The sequence below is a fragment of the Natrialba chahannaoensis JCM 10990 genome, assembly GCF_000337135.1.
GTDB lineage: Archaea > Halobacteriota > Halobacteria > Halobacteriales > Natrialbaceae > Natrialba > Natrialba chahannaoensis.
Window position 1 is genome coordinate 106,548 of sequence record NZ_AOIN01000044.1, and the last position, 16,974, is coordinate 123,521.

Annotated in this window: 19 protein-coding genes; 6 read left to right on the top strand and 13 right to left on the bottom strand. The window is 64.4% G+C overall.

The window, feature by feature from the left end:
* Window positions 1–67 precede the first annotated feature (67 nt).
* The 4 genes from C482_RS06985 to C482_RS07000 form a co-directional block, all read right to left on the bottom strand.
* A complete protein-coding gene (locus C482_RS06985; protein ID WP_006166820.1) occupies window positions 68–1,570 on the bottom strand; it encodes a globin-coupled sensor protein in 1,503 nt (500 codons plus the stop codon).
* Between the two features lie 241 nt (window positions 1,571–1,811).
* A complete protein-coding gene (locus C482_RS06990) occupies window positions 1,812–2,147 on the bottom strand; it encodes a tRNA-binding protein (protein WP_006166821.1) in 336 nt (111 codons plus the stop codon).
* A gap of 95 nt (window positions 2,148–2,242) precedes the next feature.
* Window positions 2,243–3,619: a bifunctional hydroxymethylpyrimidine kinase/phosphomethylpyrimidine kinase gene (gene thiD / locus C482_RS06995; RefSeq protein WP_006166822.1), complete on the bottom strand. Its 1,377-nt coding sequence runs from the start codon at window positions 3,617–3,619 to the stop codon at window positions 2,243–2,245.
* A 119-nt stretch (window positions 3,620–3,738) separates the two neighbouring features.
* Entirely contained in the window at window positions 3,739–4,776 is a 1,038-nt protein-coding gene (locus C482_RS07000; RefSeq protein ID WP_006166823.1) for an AIR synthase family protein, read from the bottom strand.
* A 269-nt stretch (window positions 4,777–5,045) separates the two neighbouring features.
* Between C482_RS07000 and C482_RS07005 the strand changes: the two genes are divergently transcribed.
* The 3 genes from C482_RS07005 (at window position 5,046) to C482_RS07010 (ending at window position 6,851) form a co-directional block, all read left to right on the top strand.
* A complete protein-coding gene (locus C482_RS07005; protein ID WP_006166824.1) occupies window positions 5,046–6,149 on the top strand; it encodes a putative sulfate/molybdate transporter in 1,104 nt (367 codons plus the stop codon).
* A gap of 89 nt (window positions 6,150–6,238) precedes the next feature.
* On the top strand, window positions 6,239–6,364 hold the full coding sequence (locus C482_RS22640) for a hypothetical protein (RefSeq protein WP_006166825.1): 126 nt from the start codon (window positions 6,239–6,241) through the stop codon (window positions 6,362–6,364).
* Complete coding sequence (locus C482_RS07010) at window positions 6,357–6,851, top strand: DUF7384 family protein (RefSeq protein WP_006166826.1); 495 nt, start codon at window positions 6,357–6,359, stop codon at window positions 6,849–6,851. Before C482_RS22640 ends, C482_RS07010 begins: the two co-directional genes overlap by 8 nt.
* Before the next feature lie 32 nt (window positions 6,852–6,883).
* Here the strand turns inward: C482_RS07010 and rdgB are convergent, their stop codons facing one another.
* The 7 genes from rdgB to C482_RS07045 form a co-directional block, all read right to left on the bottom strand.
* A complete protein-coding gene (gene rdgB / locus C482_RS07015; RefSeq protein ID WP_006166827.1) occupies window positions 6,884–7,429 on the bottom strand; it encodes an RdgB/HAM1 family non-canonical purine NTP pyrophosphatase in 546 nt (181 codons plus the stop codon).
* 147 nt (window positions 7,430–7,576) lie between these two features.
* Window positions 7,577–8,392, bottom strand: a complete 816-nt coding sequence (locus C482_RS07020; protein ID WP_006166829.1) for a hypothetical protein — start codon at window positions 8,390–8,392, stop codon at window positions 7,577–7,579.
* A 60-nt stretch (window positions 8,393–8,452) separates the two neighbouring features.
* Window positions 8,453–8,737, bottom strand: a complete 285-nt coding sequence (locus tag C482_RS07025; RefSeq protein ID WP_006166830.1) for a DUF5808 domain-containing protein — start codon at window positions 8,735–8,737, stop codon at window positions 8,453–8,455.
* 119 nt (window positions 8,738–8,856) lie between these two features.
* A complete protein-coding gene (gene pcp, locus C482_RS07030) occupies window positions 8,857–9,534 on the bottom strand; it encodes a pyroglutamyl-peptidase I (RefSeq protein ID WP_006166831.1) in 678 nt (225 codons plus the stop codon).
* Between the two features lie 128 nt (window positions 9,535–9,662).
* Window positions 9,663–11,336 (bottom strand): bifunctional N(6)-L-threonylcarbamoyladenine synthase/serine/threonine protein kinase, encoded by a 1,674-nt coding sequence (locus C482_RS07035; RefSeq protein WP_006166833.1) that lies wholly within the window; start codon window positions 11,334–11,336, stop codon window positions 9,663–9,665.
* Between the two features lie 19 nt (window positions 11,337–11,355).
* Window positions 11,356–11,490 (bottom strand): 30S ribosomal protein S27ae, encoded by a 135-nt coding sequence (locus C482_RS07040; RefSeq protein WP_006166835.1) that lies wholly within the window; start codon window positions 11,488–11,490, stop codon window positions 11,356–11,358.
* Window positions 11,491–11,811, bottom strand: a complete 321-nt coding sequence (locus C482_RS07045; protein ID WP_006166836.1) for a 30S ribosomal protein S24e — start codon at window positions 11,809–11,811, stop codon at window positions 11,491–11,493.
* Window positions 11,812–12,025: 214 nt separating this feature from the next.
* Between C482_RS07045 and C482_RS07050 the strand changes: the two genes are divergently transcribed.
* The gene (locus C482_RS07050) at window positions 12,026–13,315 is read left to right on the top strand and encodes an outer membrane protein assembly factor BamB family protein (RefSeq protein WP_006166837.1); all 1,290 of its coding nucleotides are present in this window, start codon (window positions 12,026–12,028) and stop codon (window positions 13,313–13,315) included.
* A gap of 2 nt (window positions 13,316–13,317) precedes the next feature.
* Window positions 13,318–14,166, top strand: coding sequence for a hypothetical protein (locus C482_RS07055; protein WP_006166838.1), 849 nt, complete (start codon window positions 13,318–13,320; stop codon window positions 14,164–14,166).
* Between the two features lie 26 nt (window positions 14,167–14,192).
* On the opposite strand, the gene C482_RS07060 is transcribed toward C482_RS07055, so the two are convergent.
* Window positions 14,193–15,206 (bottom strand): VPS10 domain-containing protein, encoded by a 1,014-nt coding sequence (locus C482_RS07060; protein WP_006166839.1) that lies wholly within the window; start codon window positions 15,204–15,206, stop codon window positions 14,193–14,195.
* Window positions 15,207–15,304: 98 nt separating this feature from the next.
* A complete protein-coding gene (locus C482_RS07065) occupies window positions 15,305–15,709 on the bottom strand; it encodes a hypothetical protein (protein WP_006166840.1) in 405 nt (134 codons plus the stop codon).
* 202 nt (window positions 15,710–15,911) lie between these two features.
* Here C482_RS07065 and C482_RS07070 point away from each other — a divergent pair, with 202 nt between their 5' ends.
* Window positions 15,912–16,904 (top strand): PLP-dependent cysteine synthase family protein, encoded by a 993-nt coding sequence (locus C482_RS07070; protein ID WP_006166841.1) that lies wholly within the window; start codon window positions 15,912–15,914, stop codon window positions 16,902–16,904.
* Window positions 16,905–16,974 lie beyond the last annotated feature (70 nt).

Below are 16,974 nucleotides of genomic sequence, written 5' to 3' on the forward strand. Positions count from 1 at the left end.
TCCGGTCGGCTACCGATCACACGCAGTGTACGACAGAGAGAACGCCTTAAGTTCGAGAAATCGGTAGTTAGATGTCCTCGGCTTCTTCGACTGCTGCCAACTCATCCAGCGCATCGATGATGTCCATCACCTGTCCGTTCGCCTCCTCGTTCGCCTCGGCCAGCGTCTCCGTTTCGGCCGCAATCTCGTCTGCGTTCTGCATCACTTCATCAGCCATACTGGCGACTTCTTCAGTACTCGCAGCTTGATCGTCGGTCGCGGCCGCAACCTCGTCGATGCCGGACGCCGACTCCTCGATCGCTGATTCGATCTCGTCGAGGTTATCGACGGTTTCCTCGACGAGTTCGACGCCGTCCTCGATCTCCTCGTTCGCCTCTTCGAGGCTGTCGACCGTCTCCTCAGTATCCGCCTGAATCTGGTCGACCATCCGTTCAATCGTGGCCGCCTCCTCCTGGGACTCCTCGGCTAAAGACTTGACCTCGTTCGCGACGACCGCGAAGCCGTCGCCCGCTTCACCGGCAGTCGCCGCCTCAATCGAGGCGTTCAACGCAAGCAGGTTCGTCTGGTCGGCGATGTCGTTGATCACATCCACGATTTCGTCGATCCGTTGGACACCCTCCCGAAGCTCCTCGACATCCGACGTAACTTCTCCCGCCGCGTCGTTGACCCGTTGCATCTTCGAAATCGCCTCGTTGGCCGTCTCCGTCGTTTCGGTCGTGACCTCCGCCGCGCGTTCGGTGGTCGCGCTCACCTCCTCCGTGTTCGACGCGATCTCCTCAACGGTCGCGCTGAGATCGGACAGTTCGCCCGCAATTTCCGCTACCGAGGCCGACTGTTCGTCTGTGACATCGCTGATCTCCGCTGTCCCGTCGTTGATCCGATTCGCAACTGTCGCGAGTTCGTCGAGACTGTCTTCGAGATCCGTCCGAATTGCCTCCCGTCGCTCAGCGTGCTGCTCGAGTTGGGTCGCTCGCGCCGCGGTTCGCGTCTCGACTGCGAGGTGCTGGTCCATCGCGGCCACTCGAAGGAACGAAAGCGACCGGGATGCGGTTTCCTGGACGGCTTGCTCAACGGTTTCGGTTGTAACATCACTATCGTCCTCGGCATCACCCGCTGTGTACGTCGCTGCGACATCGTCTGCGATTTCGGACAGGATGCGCTCGTAGTACAGTCCAAACGAACTGACGTAGGTCCCGAGTCCGGCCTCGAGGAACGGATCGATGCTGGCCGACTTGGCGCGGCGCTCGAAGAACTCGTGATCGTACTCGCCATTACCGAAGCCACGGAGATAGGCGCGCTGTGCTCGGACAAACTGGTCGTCACTGATCGGTTGCTCATCGATCGCATCAGCGACAGCTTGCTGCCCCGATACCGCGTCGTGGTACGCCGCGGCGAGGCCGGCGCTAACATCCTCGAAGAGGTCATTCATCGACTCGAGTACCTGTTCGTCCTCTCGGTCGAACCCGACGAACTGCTTTAGGCGGTCGATCTCTGCGCGGTCGACAGTTACATCCTGACGTGCCCCAGCGCCGTCCGATTGAGATACCGCTGTGCCGCTGTTCAATGACATATCCACATGACTAGTCGTCTGTGAGATAAGTATTATTGCCGAGTGAGGAGTCGATTTCTGCCATACTGTATGACATCAATAGACACACATTAGCGAGGCAATTGGGCGGTGAGACTCCAGTCTCTATCCAGGAATTAAGCGGTCAGATCGGGTATGATTTTGCGACCGAAGTTCTTCACAGTCATAACCTTGACAATTCGTGGAGAGCGAAAGTTTTGTAGATCCACAACGGTAAGATGCGTCAGAACAGCAGTCCGCCGAGCGGTACGTCCACGTCACAGTCCGGTTCGACCAGTACCGGATACTCCTCCTCGTCGGGAACGCCGACCGTCAGCGCCTCGGATTTGAAACCTGCAATACGGACGGTACCAAGGTTCGTCGCGCACAGTACGCGCCGGCCCTCGAGTTCCTCTGGCTCGTAGTGGTGGTCGTACTGTGCCGCAGACTGGATCTCACCGTGTTCTTCACCCAGGTCGATCCAGAGCTTGGTCATTTTGGGTTTGTTCGCTTCCGGAAACGTCTCGGCCTCGAGTATTTCGCCGACGCGAATCTCGACATCGAATGGATTCTCGACCATGTGGCGTGCTGTCGGTGTGCTGGGGAATGAGCGTTCGGTTTGCGGCGACTGTTCCCGTGGGGAGCCACTGAAGCGGCCCCGGGATCGTTGCAACTTCAGCGCTCGAGTGTCACGTCGAGTGCCATGACGCGCTCCGTGAGGGTCGTTGGTTCGGTCGCGACGAGTTTCACCATCGCCTCCTTGCCGACTGCACCACGGTCGATCACAGCCGCGGGCGGCTCCTGTGACATCTCACTGTCACTGTCCCCGAACGCTTGCTGTGCGCCCCACCCTATCGTCTCGCCTTCTCGTGCAGCCACATCCGCCGGCTCGTCCGAGCGATCGTACTCGACGACGGACCAGTCCAGTTCCTCAAGCGCTGCCTCGATGTCTGGCCCAAATCGGCAGTTGACGGCGAACCGAAGGTCGGGGCTGAATTCGCGTGCGGAGAGGAGGAAGCGGGAGACGTGGCTCGAAGCACCAAAGCGGACGCCGCGGTTCGGCTGGATGCCCGACAGCGTTCGTGTAACCCGTCCCTCGACGGCGGCCGTCTCGTCGACGGATTCGGCGTAGGGCGTCGCACCGACGACGTTCATCCCGACCTCTGGAACGAGTGCGGCCACGTCGGCGTCAACGAGTCGGTCGACGACTGACTGGACGGCTTCGGCTGTCGGTTCCCGTGCGGCCTGGTTTCGCAGGTCGACAGCGTGGTTTACCGCACCGTCGCCCTCACCGACATCGTAGGCGTAGCGAACCGCGCGAGCGAGGAAGTCTGTCGCGCCGCCGACCGCGGTCTTGAGGTCGTCGCCGGTCGCCAGCCGGGCTGCGATGGCTGCCGCCAGCGTACAGCCCGACCCGTGAGTCGCCCCTGTGTTGACGCGTGGGTGTTCGAACGACGTTGTTCCTGCCTCGGTAACGAGCAGGTCTGTGACTGTCTCACCGGGAACGTGGCCTCCCTTCACGAGCACGGCGTCGACGCCGTGCTCGCGGATCGCCTCGCCCGCTTCGCGAGCGGTCTCCTCGTCAGTGACCGCGATATCCGTCAGTACCTCGGCCTCGTCCGTGTTCGGCGTCGCGAGGGTCGCTTCCGAGAGCAGGTCCTCGTAGGCGCGCTCAGCATCGGGTTCTAACAATCGGTCGCCGGTGGTCGCGACCATCACGGGGTCGACAACGAGCGGGAACTCGAACGTGGCTGCTTTTTCGGCGACGAGTTCGACGAGTTCGGTCGTCGCGAGCATCCCGGTCTTCGCCGCGCCGACCGCAAAGTCGCCGGTGACGGCGTCGATCTGGGCTGCGACCTCCTCAGTGGGGAGGGCGAACGAGCGCTCGACGCCGCGGGTGTGCTGGGCGGTGACGGCGGTGATCGCCGACGTGCCGAAGACGCCGTGGGCGGTCATCGTCGCGAGGTCGGCCTGGATGCCGGCCCCGCCACCGGAGTCACTGCCCGCGATTGTGAGCGCAACGGGGCGGCTGTCGGGTGCTGGTGTTCTCATAGCTGTTGGTATTCGCTGGTTATACAAATCGATGATGGTGCACTGTTCGCTGCCGGTTGGGGTAATTCGGACTGGGTCGGGTCACTCAGCGCGACACCCTGCAGCCACGTCAAGCTCTGCTACTCAGTTGCAAGCTCTGCGTACGCCGCCCACGACGGATCTTCGTTCGGATGGCCGAGCCGCTCACCATCGACAACGACCGCTCCTGCCCCAGAGTCGTCCTCGGACTCGGCGCGCTCCACCCGACCAATGTCCGCAACGACAGTGCCCCTGTTCTCGAGTGCGTCCGTGACCGCAGCAGCGCCGTCGGGGTCGACCGCGATGACGAGCGAGCCGCTGCTGGTCATCGCCCACGGGTCGATTTCGAGGTGCTCACAGAGCTCGGCGACGCCGGGGCGCATCGGTACAGCCTCGCAGTCGATGGCAAACCGAGCACCCGCACCGGCGGCCATCTCATTCAGCGCGCCAGCGAGTCCGCCTTCGGTCACGTCGTGCATCGCGGTGACGGTTCCGGAGCCTGCCACGGCTGCCGTGAGCGCGTCCCGAACAGCATACACCTCGTCGAGGCGCTCCTGTGCGTCGGCGAGCACGTCCGCCGGGAGGTCGATCTCGTCGGCGAAGATCGTACTCAGGAGCCCCACAGACTCGACGGCAAGCCCGGTCGTCAGCAGGAGTCGGTCGCCGACACACGCCCCGTCTGGGCGGACCACTTCGTCGTGCTCGCCGACGCCCATCGCGGTCGCCGCGCCGACCCACGGATGGGACGGGTCAGAGTACCGAGCCGTGTGCCCCGTCACGACGGACACACCGAGGTCGGCGCACTCCTCGTGGATCGTCTCCCAGACCGTCGCGAACTCCTCGTCGGACATCGTCTCGGGGAGCGTGAAACAGACTGAGAGGTGTGACGGCGCGACGCCACTGACGGCCACGTCTGCGAGCACGAGGTCGAGCGCGAACCGCGCCGCGCGTTCGAACCCGAGCGCGGGCGGGATCGAGAGCGGATCGGTCGCGGTGACGAACGCCCGTCCGCCGATATCGAGCACGCCGAAGTCGACACCGTGGGTCGGCCCGAGAACCACGTCGTCCCGGTCAGCACCGAGATTCGGCGCGATCCGGCGCTCGAAGAACTCGCGATCTATCTTGCCGAGATCAGCCATACGAACACGCACCCAGCGGCCGCTCTTCAGACTGCTGATCCGCAGTCGACAGCGGCCGGTAGCTCGTTTGCCTGCGGACTGGGAAGCGTGGGGCACTGTCTGGTGGTCCGGTGGTACTCGAGTCCGCTCGCGGGCAGTGCTGGTGAGGACGACTCGCTGTGCCAGCGCGTATTCCGTCCCGTAACCGATTCTGGTTTTAGACAGCCGCTGACGCAACCATACTCGATTTCTGAAAACAGTGAAACCACTGCCTGGCAAAGCACCACCGAATGGGGTACTCGTTCAGGGGAGACGAGCAAACCGAGCTCGGGTTCTCGGCCAGTGAACTCACGGGTGCGCTAGGAGATTCGGTTACTGTCCTGCCGCTGCTCGTCGCGCTCGCTGCGACGACGAGCGTCTCGCTCGCACACGTGCTCGTCGGCTTCGGTGTCTTCCAGATCGTCTGGGGGCTATACTATGGGATGCCATTGTCCGTCGAGCCGATGAAAGCGCTCGTTGGGCTGGCGATCGTCGGCTCGCTTTCCTATCCCGAACTCGCGGCAGCCGGACTGCTCGCCGGCGGCGTTCTGCTGATCGTGGGCTCGTTCGGCCTCGTCGGGCACCTCCAGCGCGTCGTCGGAGAACCCGTTATTCGCGGCGTGCAGTTCGCGGTCGCACTCTTACTACTCGAGGCCGCGGTCGACCTCTCGCTCGGCGCGCCCGGCGTCGCCGTCGCCGGGCTCGCGCTCGTCTGCCTGCTCGCGCTTCTGGGCTATCGCCAGTCGAGTGTGCTCGTCGTGCTCGCACTCGGTGGCGTCGCCGCAGTGCTCGCAGCCGGCGTTCCCGCCCCGCGGCTCCCCGAACTCGCACTCTTCCCCGCTGGCTCGCCGACGATTTCCGGCGCGGCACTCGAGGGCACGGTCGCACAACTTGGAATGACGATTGGCAATGCGGCCATCGCAACCGCGCTGCTCTGCGGCGATCTCTACGACCGCGACGTGTCGGCCGACAGGCTCTCCCAGAGCATGGGCGTCACCTGCCTCGCGGCGATTCCCGCCGGCGGCGTGCCGATGTGTCACGGCAGCGGCGGCCTCGCCGGCAAGTACGCCTTCGGCGCACGGACCGCGGGTGCGAACGTGTTGCTTGGTGTGGGCTACATCGCCCTCGCGCTCGTCACGACCGGCGCGCTGCTGGCCGCGTTTCCGATGGCCCTGCTCGGAGTCTTGCTCGTCGTCGTCGCCATCGAACTCGGCCGGGCGGCGTTCGAACCAATTCCGTTCGCAGATCACCGCGCGCTCGCACTCGTCGTCGGCGTCGGTGTCGTGGGCCTCGCCGTCAACGTCGGTATCGCGTTCGTCCTCGGCGCGGTCGTGTTCTGGCTGCTCTCCGAGTGACTGCTGAGTGGCAGCCTCGACGCCATCGTCTGGGGCTTCGGGCTCCAATCTCCGGGCGGCTTTTCTTTCCGTACTCCGAACGGCCACCAATGCCTGCTACCTGGGGCGACCTCTTCGACCGCGCGGAGTCCGCCGAGATCACGCTCGACCAGCTCCGTTCGACTGCTTCGGAACTGACCGACGACGAGACGGCGTCGGGTGAGACCGATGGCTGATCGATCCACTGGGGACGCAGACCACCCCGATCCGACCCGCGTCGTCGCGGATTCGTCCGTCCTCGCCGCCGACCTGTTCGTCGATGGCGACGCTCGCCGAGCGCTGGACCTGGTCCGCAGTCACTCCTGGATCGACCTCATCGCCAGCGACCACCTTCTCGCGGCAACCGAAGAACTCGTCGCCGCCCTCGCGGACCCCGATCTGGCGGCCGCGCATCGGGACCGACTCGAGTCCGATCGCGTCGCGGTCGACCACCCCGACGACGACCATCCGGCGCTGGCCTCGGCCTACCGCGGCGAGGCGGCGCATCTGCTGTCCTACGACGAGCGGCTGAACTCCGCGAAGGCGGGGCTCTCGATGCAGCCGCGGCTCTCGATCAGTGTGCGCACGCCGGACGCATTTGCGGCGGTGTTCGACCCCGAAAAGCTGTATCCTGCGGTCGAAGACGGACCGTATCCGGGCCCGGACTGTGATCCTCGCGGGTAGTCGAAGCAGTTAGTCGCCTGTCTCCAAGTGCGTTACTGGTCTGCGTACCAGTCCGCAAACGTCGCCAGCGCCCGCCCACGGTGGGAAATCGCGTTCTTCTCCTCGACATCCATCTCGGCCAGCGTCTGCCCGTTGAACTCGAAGATCGGATCGTAGCCGAAGCCGCCGTCGCCCCGCGGCGCGACGATGGTGCCCGCAAGCGTTCCCTCGAAGGTCTCAGTCCGCTCGCCGTCCGTGAAGCCGAGCACCGTCTTGAATCGGGCTCTGTGGTTCTCCTCTGGTTCGACGAGTCGCCAGAGGCGCTCGACGCCGACAGTGTCCTCGACGTACGCCGAGTACGGCCCCGGGAAGCCGCCGAGCGCGTCGACGAACAGGCCCGTGTCGCCGACCAGGATCGGGTCCCCGCCCTCGAGTTCCGCGTGTGCTTCTTCGGCTCCCTGAATTGCGATCTCTGCGAGCGAGTCGCTCTGGATCTCGGTGTAGTCGTAAGGGACCTGCTCGACGGCTTCGATGCCGTCGAGGTAGGCCCGCGCCTCGCGTGCTTTGCCGTCGTTTCCGGTGACGAAGCGGATTGCCATGTTCGAGGCGGCGGCCGCCGCGGGAATATAGCCGTCGGTTGCCGTCCGTGGCGGTGCTGAGGAGTCTGGGAGTCCTGCTCCACGAGTCGGGGCTTGCGGCCCAGATCGCACGCACTGTCCCACTCATTCGCTCACACACTCACTCGCTCACTCCGTTACCGACCCACTCCCTGGAAGCCCAGCACTCACTCTGGCGCGAAGCAGGTACTCGAGTCCACCCAGCACCAGCGCGATCGTCAGCGGGACGAACCAGAGGGCGACGTAGAGCGCATCCGGTTGCGGCGAGATGCCTGACGTTGCGCCGAGTTCACGGGTGGCCTCGAGCGAGAGCCAGGTCCGATACGAGAGCCAGGAAAAGAGTGCTGTGAGGCCGAGTACTGGCGTGAGGAGCCGGTAGCGAACGAGCATGACTGCGGTGACGGCACCAACGAGCAACTGACCGAACAGAAGGTACGAAACGACGAACAACACGAACGGTTCGAGGACGACGGAGCCGTCCCAGATGGATGCGTGGCGAACGTACGTATAGATCGCCCGAACGACGACCGCGTGGAGAATGCCGCCAGCGACCCCAATCGCGATCGTTCGCGGCGTGAGCCACGCTCGAACCCGGCCAGGGTTTCGAACCGCGTACTCGACTACCACGAGGGTCCCGGCGACGTACGCCCCGATGAGCAGTGCCAGACTGTCAATCTCGCGCCCGAGCGACAGATCCGGCGCGCCGGCGGGTTCGAACAGCACTGGGGCGCTCAGGATGAGTCCACCGAGAATCGCGACTGGGGAGACGCGGTACCCCGCGGCGTACGAACCGCCAGCGAGTGCGCCGAGTGCGAGCAATGCGGCGGCGGGGAGTCCCGGCGGGACGAGTCCGTCGAGTCTGTACCCGGTTGCAGCGAAGTAGCCTGTCGCGACTGCCCAGCAGGCGACGGCACCGATCACTGCAGCGCGACGTGGAGAGGGCATAGCCGAACAGACAGCCGCGTTTGACATAACTGTTTGTCAGGAAAACAGTCGGCTCGCGCGTCAGTTCTCGTCGTCGTCGACGATCACTTCGACGGGTTCGTCCTGTGCCTCCTCGGTGTCTGCCGAGGCGCTCTGTTCTTGCTGCCAGAGGAGTGCACCAGCGACCGCGACGACGACCCACGACCGCCAGTTGGCGAGGTTCAGCGTGTACCCGACGCCGAAGGGCTTCTCGACGAGCATCCCCTCGCCGGGCTGCCAGTACGACGAGAGCATGCGGCCGAAGCTCGGTCGTTCGAAGTTGTACGGGACGCCAAGAATCTCACCGGAGGTCGGTTTATCTGCCATACGGGACAGTACGGTCTTCCCCATTAAGAGTATTGTGTGCCCGTCTTGTCTGTGGAAATTGGTCACTCTCGGTTTTCAACTCGTTCACCGAATTCGGCACGTCTTCCGCCGACAGGCTGTCACCGAGAACACGCCGCTTCGAGTCCCACCAGTAGCCCCTCCTGCATCGTCTCGAGTGCCATGCTCGGCTCACCCGCATCGCGCGCCGCCGCCTGCACGTGCGAGAACGGAACGTGGACGAACCCCACGTCGCAGTCGTCGACGACACCGGTCTCCACGAGGTGGCGCGCGGCGTACAGCAGGTTGTTACAGCAGTGCGTTCCGGCGTCCGTCGAGAGCGTCGTCGGCACGCCAGCATCCTGCATCGCTTCCTTCATCTCCCGCACCGGCAGCGTCGTGAAGTAGGCGTCCGGCCCGTCCGCGACGACGGACTCGTCGACAGGCTGCCGGTCCTCGTTGTCTGGTATCTCGGAGGCGCTCGTATCGCGGAGGTTAATCCCCACACGCTCGAGCGAGAGCGTGTTCCGGCCGCCAGCCAGGCCGAGCGCGCAGACGATGTCTGGGTTGTGCTCGCCGATGGCGGACTCGAGTACGTCCGCGGCCTGATCGAAGACGACGGGGAGTTCGCGGCCGACGACGGTGTGGGTGCCGAGGGCGGTGCCGTCGAGGCGCGCGGCGAGTTGGCGGGCGGGGTTAGTTTCGAAGTCGCCGAAGGGTTCGTAGCCGGTGAGGAGGACGGTGGGTGCTGTGCCGTCAGTAGCGTCGGTGTCGCTGCGTGTCTCGGTACTCGACTCCATCGGTTGTGACTATTCGCGTCGTGACAAGAGTGTCTGGGTCTCGGCACTCGATGAGCTGACTGTGGGTACCGACCGAAGCCGCGAACCAGTCCTCGGTTCTCAGTTCTCGGTAAAGTCGTAAACGGCCGTCAGCTCTCGCCGCCGACGTACCGTCCACGGCCCTCGACGTCGAGCAGTCGCTCGAGTACCCGCTCCTCCCCGACCTCGCGATACCCCTCACGGACCGCTTCGCGGAGCGGCTCGGGGTCGTTCGCGGTTCCGACGAGACTCTGGTCGAAGACGTGCAGGTCCATCGCGTAGTCTTCGACGTGGTCGGTGTGATACCCCAGTCCGAAGTCGATGAGGAAGGTGCGGTCTGCAGCGATCCGTACGTTCCGCGTCGTCGGATCCCCGTGAACGATGCCGGCCCGGTGAAGCCGCGCGAGATGGCGACCCACGTCTCGGACGTGCGTCTCCCCCGACTCGCCGTCGAGAACCACGCGCAGATCGCAGTCGCCGACGAAGGCGAACTCGAGTAGCGACTCTTTTGGATCGATATCCGAGAGTACGGGTGTAGGGACGCCCTCGCGGCGAGCGAGGTTCGTCAGGCGGGCTTCGAGGCGAGTCCGCTCCGTGCGGAGGCGTTCGTCGAGGTCGGGGTGGCGGTAGGCCTTGGGTCGTCGGCGTTTGGTGACACAGCCGGTGGTGGGGTCGAGATCGACGACGGCTTCGGCACCCTGGACCTGCCCCGTTTCCTCGCCTGTGTCGTCTCCACTGCGGCCGACTGCGAGCTCCGGTTCGTCCGTGCGCCAAGTCACTGGCACCTGATCCGGCCGGAAGTTCGGATCGACGCGCGAGTCTTCGATCGCGAGCGTCTCGCCGGCTTCGTACATCTTCGCGCCGAGGACGGCGATCATTCCCGCGTTATCGCGCAGGAATCGCGGCTCGGGTGCGTGAAAGTCCGCCCCGCGCTGCTCGCACATCTCTGCGAGCATTTCGCGGAGGCGGGCGTTCTGCCCGACGCCGCCGCCGAGGACGAGTTCGTCGCTGCCGGTCAGTGAGAGTGCGCGCTCGGCGACTTCAGTCAGCATGGCGAAGATTGTCTCCTGCAGCGAGTAACAGATATCCTCGACAGGAATCCCATCATCGTAGCGCTGCTTCGCGGCACTCATAATCCCCGAGAAAGAGAAGTCCATTCCCTTCACGACGTAGGGGAGGGCGATGAGTTCGCCGTCTTTTGCGGCCGCCTCGACCTTCGGTCCGCCGGGATGGGACCAGCCAACGTGGCGGGTGAACTTGTCGATAGCGTTGCCGACGCCGGTGTCCATCGTCTCCCCGAGGACGCGGTAGCGGCCGTTGCGGTAGGCGAGCAGGTGTGCGTTCGCCCCGCTCGCGTTCAGACAGACCGGCGAGTCGAAGTCGGCTGTGTGGCGACCGATCTCAAGGTGGGCCACCATGTGATTCACGCCAATAAGCCGTACGTCGAGCGATTGGGCGAGTGCCCGCGCGGCCGTGCCGACTGTGCGCAGGCACGGGCCGAGACCGGGCCCGCGCGAGAAGGCGACCGCGTCTACGGGCGGTTCCGTGTCGGGCCCGTCGAACGTCTCTCGGGCGTGTGCGAGTGCCGTCTCGACGACGCGCGGGATGGCGTCGTGCATGTGTTCTGCGGCCTCGCGGGGGTGAATGCCGCCGCTGTCAGGTTCGTAGGCGTCGGTTTCGATAAAAACGTCGTCGGTCTCGGTGTCAAAGACGGCCGCGCTGGCCGCCCAGGCGGTGCCTTCGATGCCGAGAACGCGTGTTCGTGTGGCTGAACTTCTGGTCACGACTCAACGGTGGGCGTCGTTACTCCCACTCGGTGTAGCCGCACTTGCCACAGTGCTTGCGGTCGCCGTGGTCGGCGAGGAAAACGTCGCCACAGCGGGGGCACTGATCGCCTTCGGTGGTGCCGTCGTCGCCGTAGAGTTCGTGGCGCGCCATTTATGCTTCCTCCGCGTCGGCTTCTGCCTCGGCCTCTTCGTCGACGCCGATCTTGTTGCGCTCGAGCATGTGGTCCTGCTCGACGTCGCGGGCGTGGTCTGCGCTGTCGTAGACCTTGGCCTCGCCGACGGTCTTTCGCATCCCGAACTTCGTCTCGAGTTTGCGGATGACGACCTCGTCGGCGTCCTTGTTCAGTTTCGCTGCGAGACTGTCACGGACCTGGAGACGCTCTGGCGTGGCGTCCTCGTGGGTCAGTTCGAACGTGACGTCCGTCCGGTGCAACATGGGGTTCTCCGATTCGGAGATGATGTCGACGTCCATGATATCACTCAGTTACCCTACTATCCCCGTGTAGCGCCTAAAAGGATTTCGAAGCGCTCAGTGGCTGCCGGGGAGTCGCCACGAGCCGAACAGCACGTCGCCACTTCAGTGATCCGTCGAATGTTGTGCGTCGTGTACTGACTCGACACGGGTTCAGCTGCCGCTCTCGACTAACGAAAAGACATATTACTTGTCTGACTAAACCGCCGGATAGATGCCCTCCAGACGACGCCTCCTCGTCGGTGCTGCCGGAATTTCCGGTGCCGTCGGCACTACTGTGACGGCCGCAGCGCTGGCCGGAACGGAGCCGATACTCGCCGACGGTGGGGAAGACGCCGACCGCGCCGACCGCGCCGACCGCGCCGACCACACCGACCGAATCGAGTGGCCCCTGGCGCGATACGACCCCGCCGGGACGGCTCACAACCCCGATGCGTCGGGGCCAAAGTCGCCCCCAGAACTCGCATGGCGACAGGATACGGACTCGACGATGCACGGGTTGACGGCACCGATACTCGTCGGTGACACCCTGTACGGCGTTGGCCGTGACTCCCTGGTCGCCTTCGACCGCGACACCGGCGAGATCCAATTCGAGCGGTCGGGGTCGTACTGGTCGACGCCGGCCCGTGCCGAGGCGACGGCCTACCGGAGCGACACGCTCGCCGTCTACAGCCGAACGGGTGTCTACGGCCTGAGCGCCGACGGCGGCTACGAACTGCTCGGACGCCCCATCGGCACCGAGCGCTGGCACGCACCCGGCCAGGATACCAGCAACTGGTCCAGTTCGTCGGCACGCGAGCCCGCTCCCGTCGCCGCGGACGGAACCGTGTACGCAGTTATCCCCGAAACCGACCGGGTCGCCGCACTGGACGCGAGCAGCGGCCAGCAGCAATGGGAGCAAGTTGTCGGCAAGGAACGATCGATCGGTACGAATCAACCAGTCGTCTCCGACGATACCGTCTACGTCTCGAGTACCCCTGGTGATCTCGTCGCCTTCGACGCGGAGACGGGAGCGACTCGCTGGCAGGCCCACCCAGCTCCTCGCGAGGAAAGCCCCCTCCAGTACCGCGAGTTTCAGGCACCAACAGTGACGGATGCGGGAATTGTCGTTCCCGACCGGCAAGGCGTCGCGCTGTTCGACCGCGCCGACGGCAGCCTGGTGTGGGACTACTTCCACGACGGGAACGGCACCGACGGGAGCGCTGCGGTCGCCGACGGGATGGTGTTCGTCACGGACGGTACAGAGTCACTGCACGCGGTCGCCCTCGAAACCGGCGAGCGCGAGTGGACGGCTGAGTACAGCCCCGATACACATCCCATCGTCGCCGACGGTGTCGTCTACCTCGGCTATCAGATGTCCGAACTGGTCGCGATCGACGCCGACACCGGCGACCGGCGCTGGACGTACGAGGAAGCAATCTACTTCTCACAGCCGATCGCCGCCGACGGCGTACTGTACGTCTTCGGTGACGAGGGCCTGATGGCGCTCGAGGAGGGGAGCTAATCGTGTCGGACGGTGCTGCTGGTCGCGACTCAGGCCCAGGCTCAGGCCCAGACTCAAACTCTGGCCCTCACTCCGATCGAGACGATCGCCCAGCGTGGTACGTCGCACGCGCCCTCTCGACGGCTATCGCTCGACTCGGCAGGAACCCCCTCCTCCTCGCCCCCTTCGCACTCGCCGGCTTCGTCCTCGCAGTAATCGACACGATGCGACGCCACGATCCGATCCCGGTACTCGAGTACGGCGGCCTCGATCGGGCGACGATCCATCTCGAGTACGCTGGCTACCCAACCGCGACCGGCCAGACGACGCTCCCACTCGAGTCGCTCGTCGGGATCGAACTCCCGTATCTCGTCTGGGGAGGCGGCCTCTACGTTCTCTCGCTGCTCGCGGTGAGTGCGGCGGGCGTGCTCACGTTCACTGCGCTTCTTGACGACGAGGCACACCTCGGGCCGCTTCCGTCGTACTTCGGCCTCGTCGTTGGCTTCGATCTAGGGTATCGGCTGCTCAGTTCGGTCGAATTTCTCCAGAACCTGGGACTGCTGGGAATCGTTCCCCTGGTGCTCATCCTGTTCGTACTGGTCCTGCTCTTTCCCGCGCCCGGACTTGTCGCTGCTGGTGCGTCGCCCTGGACTGCGGTCCGCCGGAGCGAGGACGTGGTCCGCGGTGAGCGCTGGACGGTACTCGGACTGGTGTTGCTCCTCGGTATCTGTGCCTGGGTCCTCGCCAGCGTTCCGGTTGTCGGGCCGTTTCTGACCGGTGCGCTCATCGCGCCACTGCACGCCGCACTGATCGTGTCGCTGTTCGAGTATCGGCGTGCGGGTGAGCGGTTTTGGGCTCCCTCGGAGCCGTAACCCGACTTCTACTCTTCCTGACTACACTACGTCTCGACCACAGCCAGCCCTCGCGGCGTCTGTGTCTCTGCCTGCTCGGGCCACTCGATATCGACCCGGCCCCAGGAATCGCCGAAGTTCTCCGTAACGTACAGTCCCTGGTTGTTCACCCCATAGATCTCGCCGGATTCCTCAGCAGCCGCGAAGACGGCGCGGACGACACCGTCACCCATCGGCAATCCGGTTTCGTCGAGGCGCTCCCACGGGTCGCCCTCGTCTTTCTTCCTGCGATACACGTACGACTCCGCTCTGCTCGCCGTATGAGCCGTCGACGCACCGCTCGCACTCGAGACGAGCACGCGCTCAGGTTCCTCTGGGTCGGGAATGACGCTCCAGCAATAACGGTGCTCGAGCCCGTCTTGTGGCTGCCCCCAGTGTTCGCCGCCGTTGTCGCTCTCGGCGTAGCCGTCGCCGGCCGCAGTGTAGATGCGTCCCTCACGGTCCGGATGCGTCGCCAGACTGTGGTTATCGATTCGCGAGCCCTGGGGACGCTCGCGCCACGTCTCGCCGCCGTCCTCGCTCAAAACGAACGCGCCGGCCTCGATGCCGACGTAGAGCCGATCCGGATCGAACGGGTCCACCTCGAGCCAGCGAACGTGGTGGGTCTCCGGGCGCGGCGGGAAGTACCAGTCCGACGCTGAGGGGAGGTCGGTGAGTCCGGCGAGGTGCGTCCAGGTGTCGCCGCCGTCGGTGCTGCGGTAGACCCGACTCGGCTCCGTCCCCGCGTAGATCACGTCCGGATCGTGCGGGTTGATCGTGAGCGACATCACGGCGTCGCTCGCGAAGATGTCGTCCGTCTCGAGTTGCTCGAACGTCTCCCCGCCGTCGGTGCTCCGGAACAGCCCGCTCTCGAAGGTCCCGACGAACACGCGGTCGGGTGTGGCAGCTGTGGTGGCGACGCACTCGAGTGCCCGTCCCTCGAGCCGCGTCGCGGTCTTCCATGATGTGCCGTCGGTCGAACAGCGAAGCAGCCGGTCTCGCAGTGCAACGTAGACGCACATACGGTGTGCTATGTAGTCACTGCACAAACAAGTCGTGGTTGGTTCGAGTCGCGGCTGGCTGCAATTACGTCGCGGTTACATTGCGGCCGCGGTCTCGATCAGTCGACCGCGAACAAGTCCTCGTCGAGCAGCACACCACCCAGCCAGCACTCGAGTGCGCCGAGCGCGAGCACCAGTGCAGCGAGAACGGCGAGGATGCCGTTCAGGAGCCCCCAGCCAACGGGGGCGACGAACAGCTGGAGGAAGCCGACGGTACTCGAGCCGATAGAGAGGATGGCGAGGCCGGCGGCGGCGAGTTTGGGCCAGCCGAGGGTCACGACGCCGAGCGGGAACCGAGTTTGGAGGCCGGCGACGACAAGCAGTGCGCCACCGGCTGCGAGCCAGCCCACGATGAATTGATTGAGTGTGGCTCCTGCACCGTCGAGAGTGAGCAACCCGGCCGCAACGAGGAGTGCTACGAGGCCGCCGCCGAGCAGTCGTCGCTGGAGCGTCTCCGCCGTCATCGAATCCCTCGCATACGTATCTACGGGAGGATTTCGCGTCGGCTCCGGTAATGGTTCGGGTTTTCATCGGTGTCGGTGACTGGAAGCGGCGTTCCGCTTGGCAACCGGATGGTCGAGAGCAGCGTCTCATATGTCTGCCCCTTGACCTCATCTACCTGGGTGTCGAACTGCTTATATATGTGCTATCATCGAACACTATTCTATGAACGATCACGAAAATTACGAAGCACTCGAGACGCCGGTTGCTGACGTTGGGGCGGTAGCCGCTATTGGTGACTCGCCGCTGGTTGAACTCCCCACCATCTCGCCGGACGACGGGGCAACGATTTACGCCAAGTGGGAGGGTGGCAACCCGACCGGAAGCATCAAGGATCGAATGGCGCTCGCCATGATTCGAGCGGCACGTGAGCGAGGCGACCTCGAACCTGGTGAGCCAGTGATCGAGTTCACGGGCGGCAGCACGGGTTCGAGTCTCGCGTTCGTCTGTTCGGTACTCGATCACCCGTTCCAGGTCGTCACCGCCGACTGCGTCGCCGACGAGAAGATTGCATCGATGCGGGCTCTCGGTGCCGATGTCGAGGTCGTCGAAACACCGGACGGTGTCGCGTACGACGGCCTCTTCGATGACCTTCGGCAGGAAACCGAACGCATCGCCGATGAAACGGGCGCATACTTCACCAATCAGTTCGAAAATCCAGACCAACTCGACGGCTATCGCGCACTTGGTGCGGAGATTCTCGCCCAGCAACCCGATATCGACGAGTTCGTGATGATCGTCGGGACTGGTGGCTGTGCGATGGGCACTGCGAAAGCGCTGCGCGAGGAGAAACCCGACCTCGATATCGGAGTGGTCGAGCCCGCCGAATCACCCGTTCTCACCGAGGGGACTACGGGTGAACACAGCGTGCAGGGGACTGCAATCGTCGCGTCTCCGCCATTGGTTGATGACGACCTCTACGATCGTATCTACACGATTCCGAACGACGACGGCATCGAAACGGTACAGAAGATTGCCAGTGAGGAAGGGTTACTCGTCGGCACCAGTACGGGGATGAACGTCGCTGCTGCTCGCCGCACTGCCGAGATGTGCGATCCCGACGATGTGATCGTCACCATCGCCTGTGATACCGGGCTCAAATATCTCTCTGACGGACTGTACGAGGGACTTGAAGGGTCGACGTTCTGTCTCTGCTAGCGTTTCCGTGGCGACTGGATCAGGAGTCAGTTCACAGTACGGTACGGGCCAGCTCTACAGACGGTCTGTG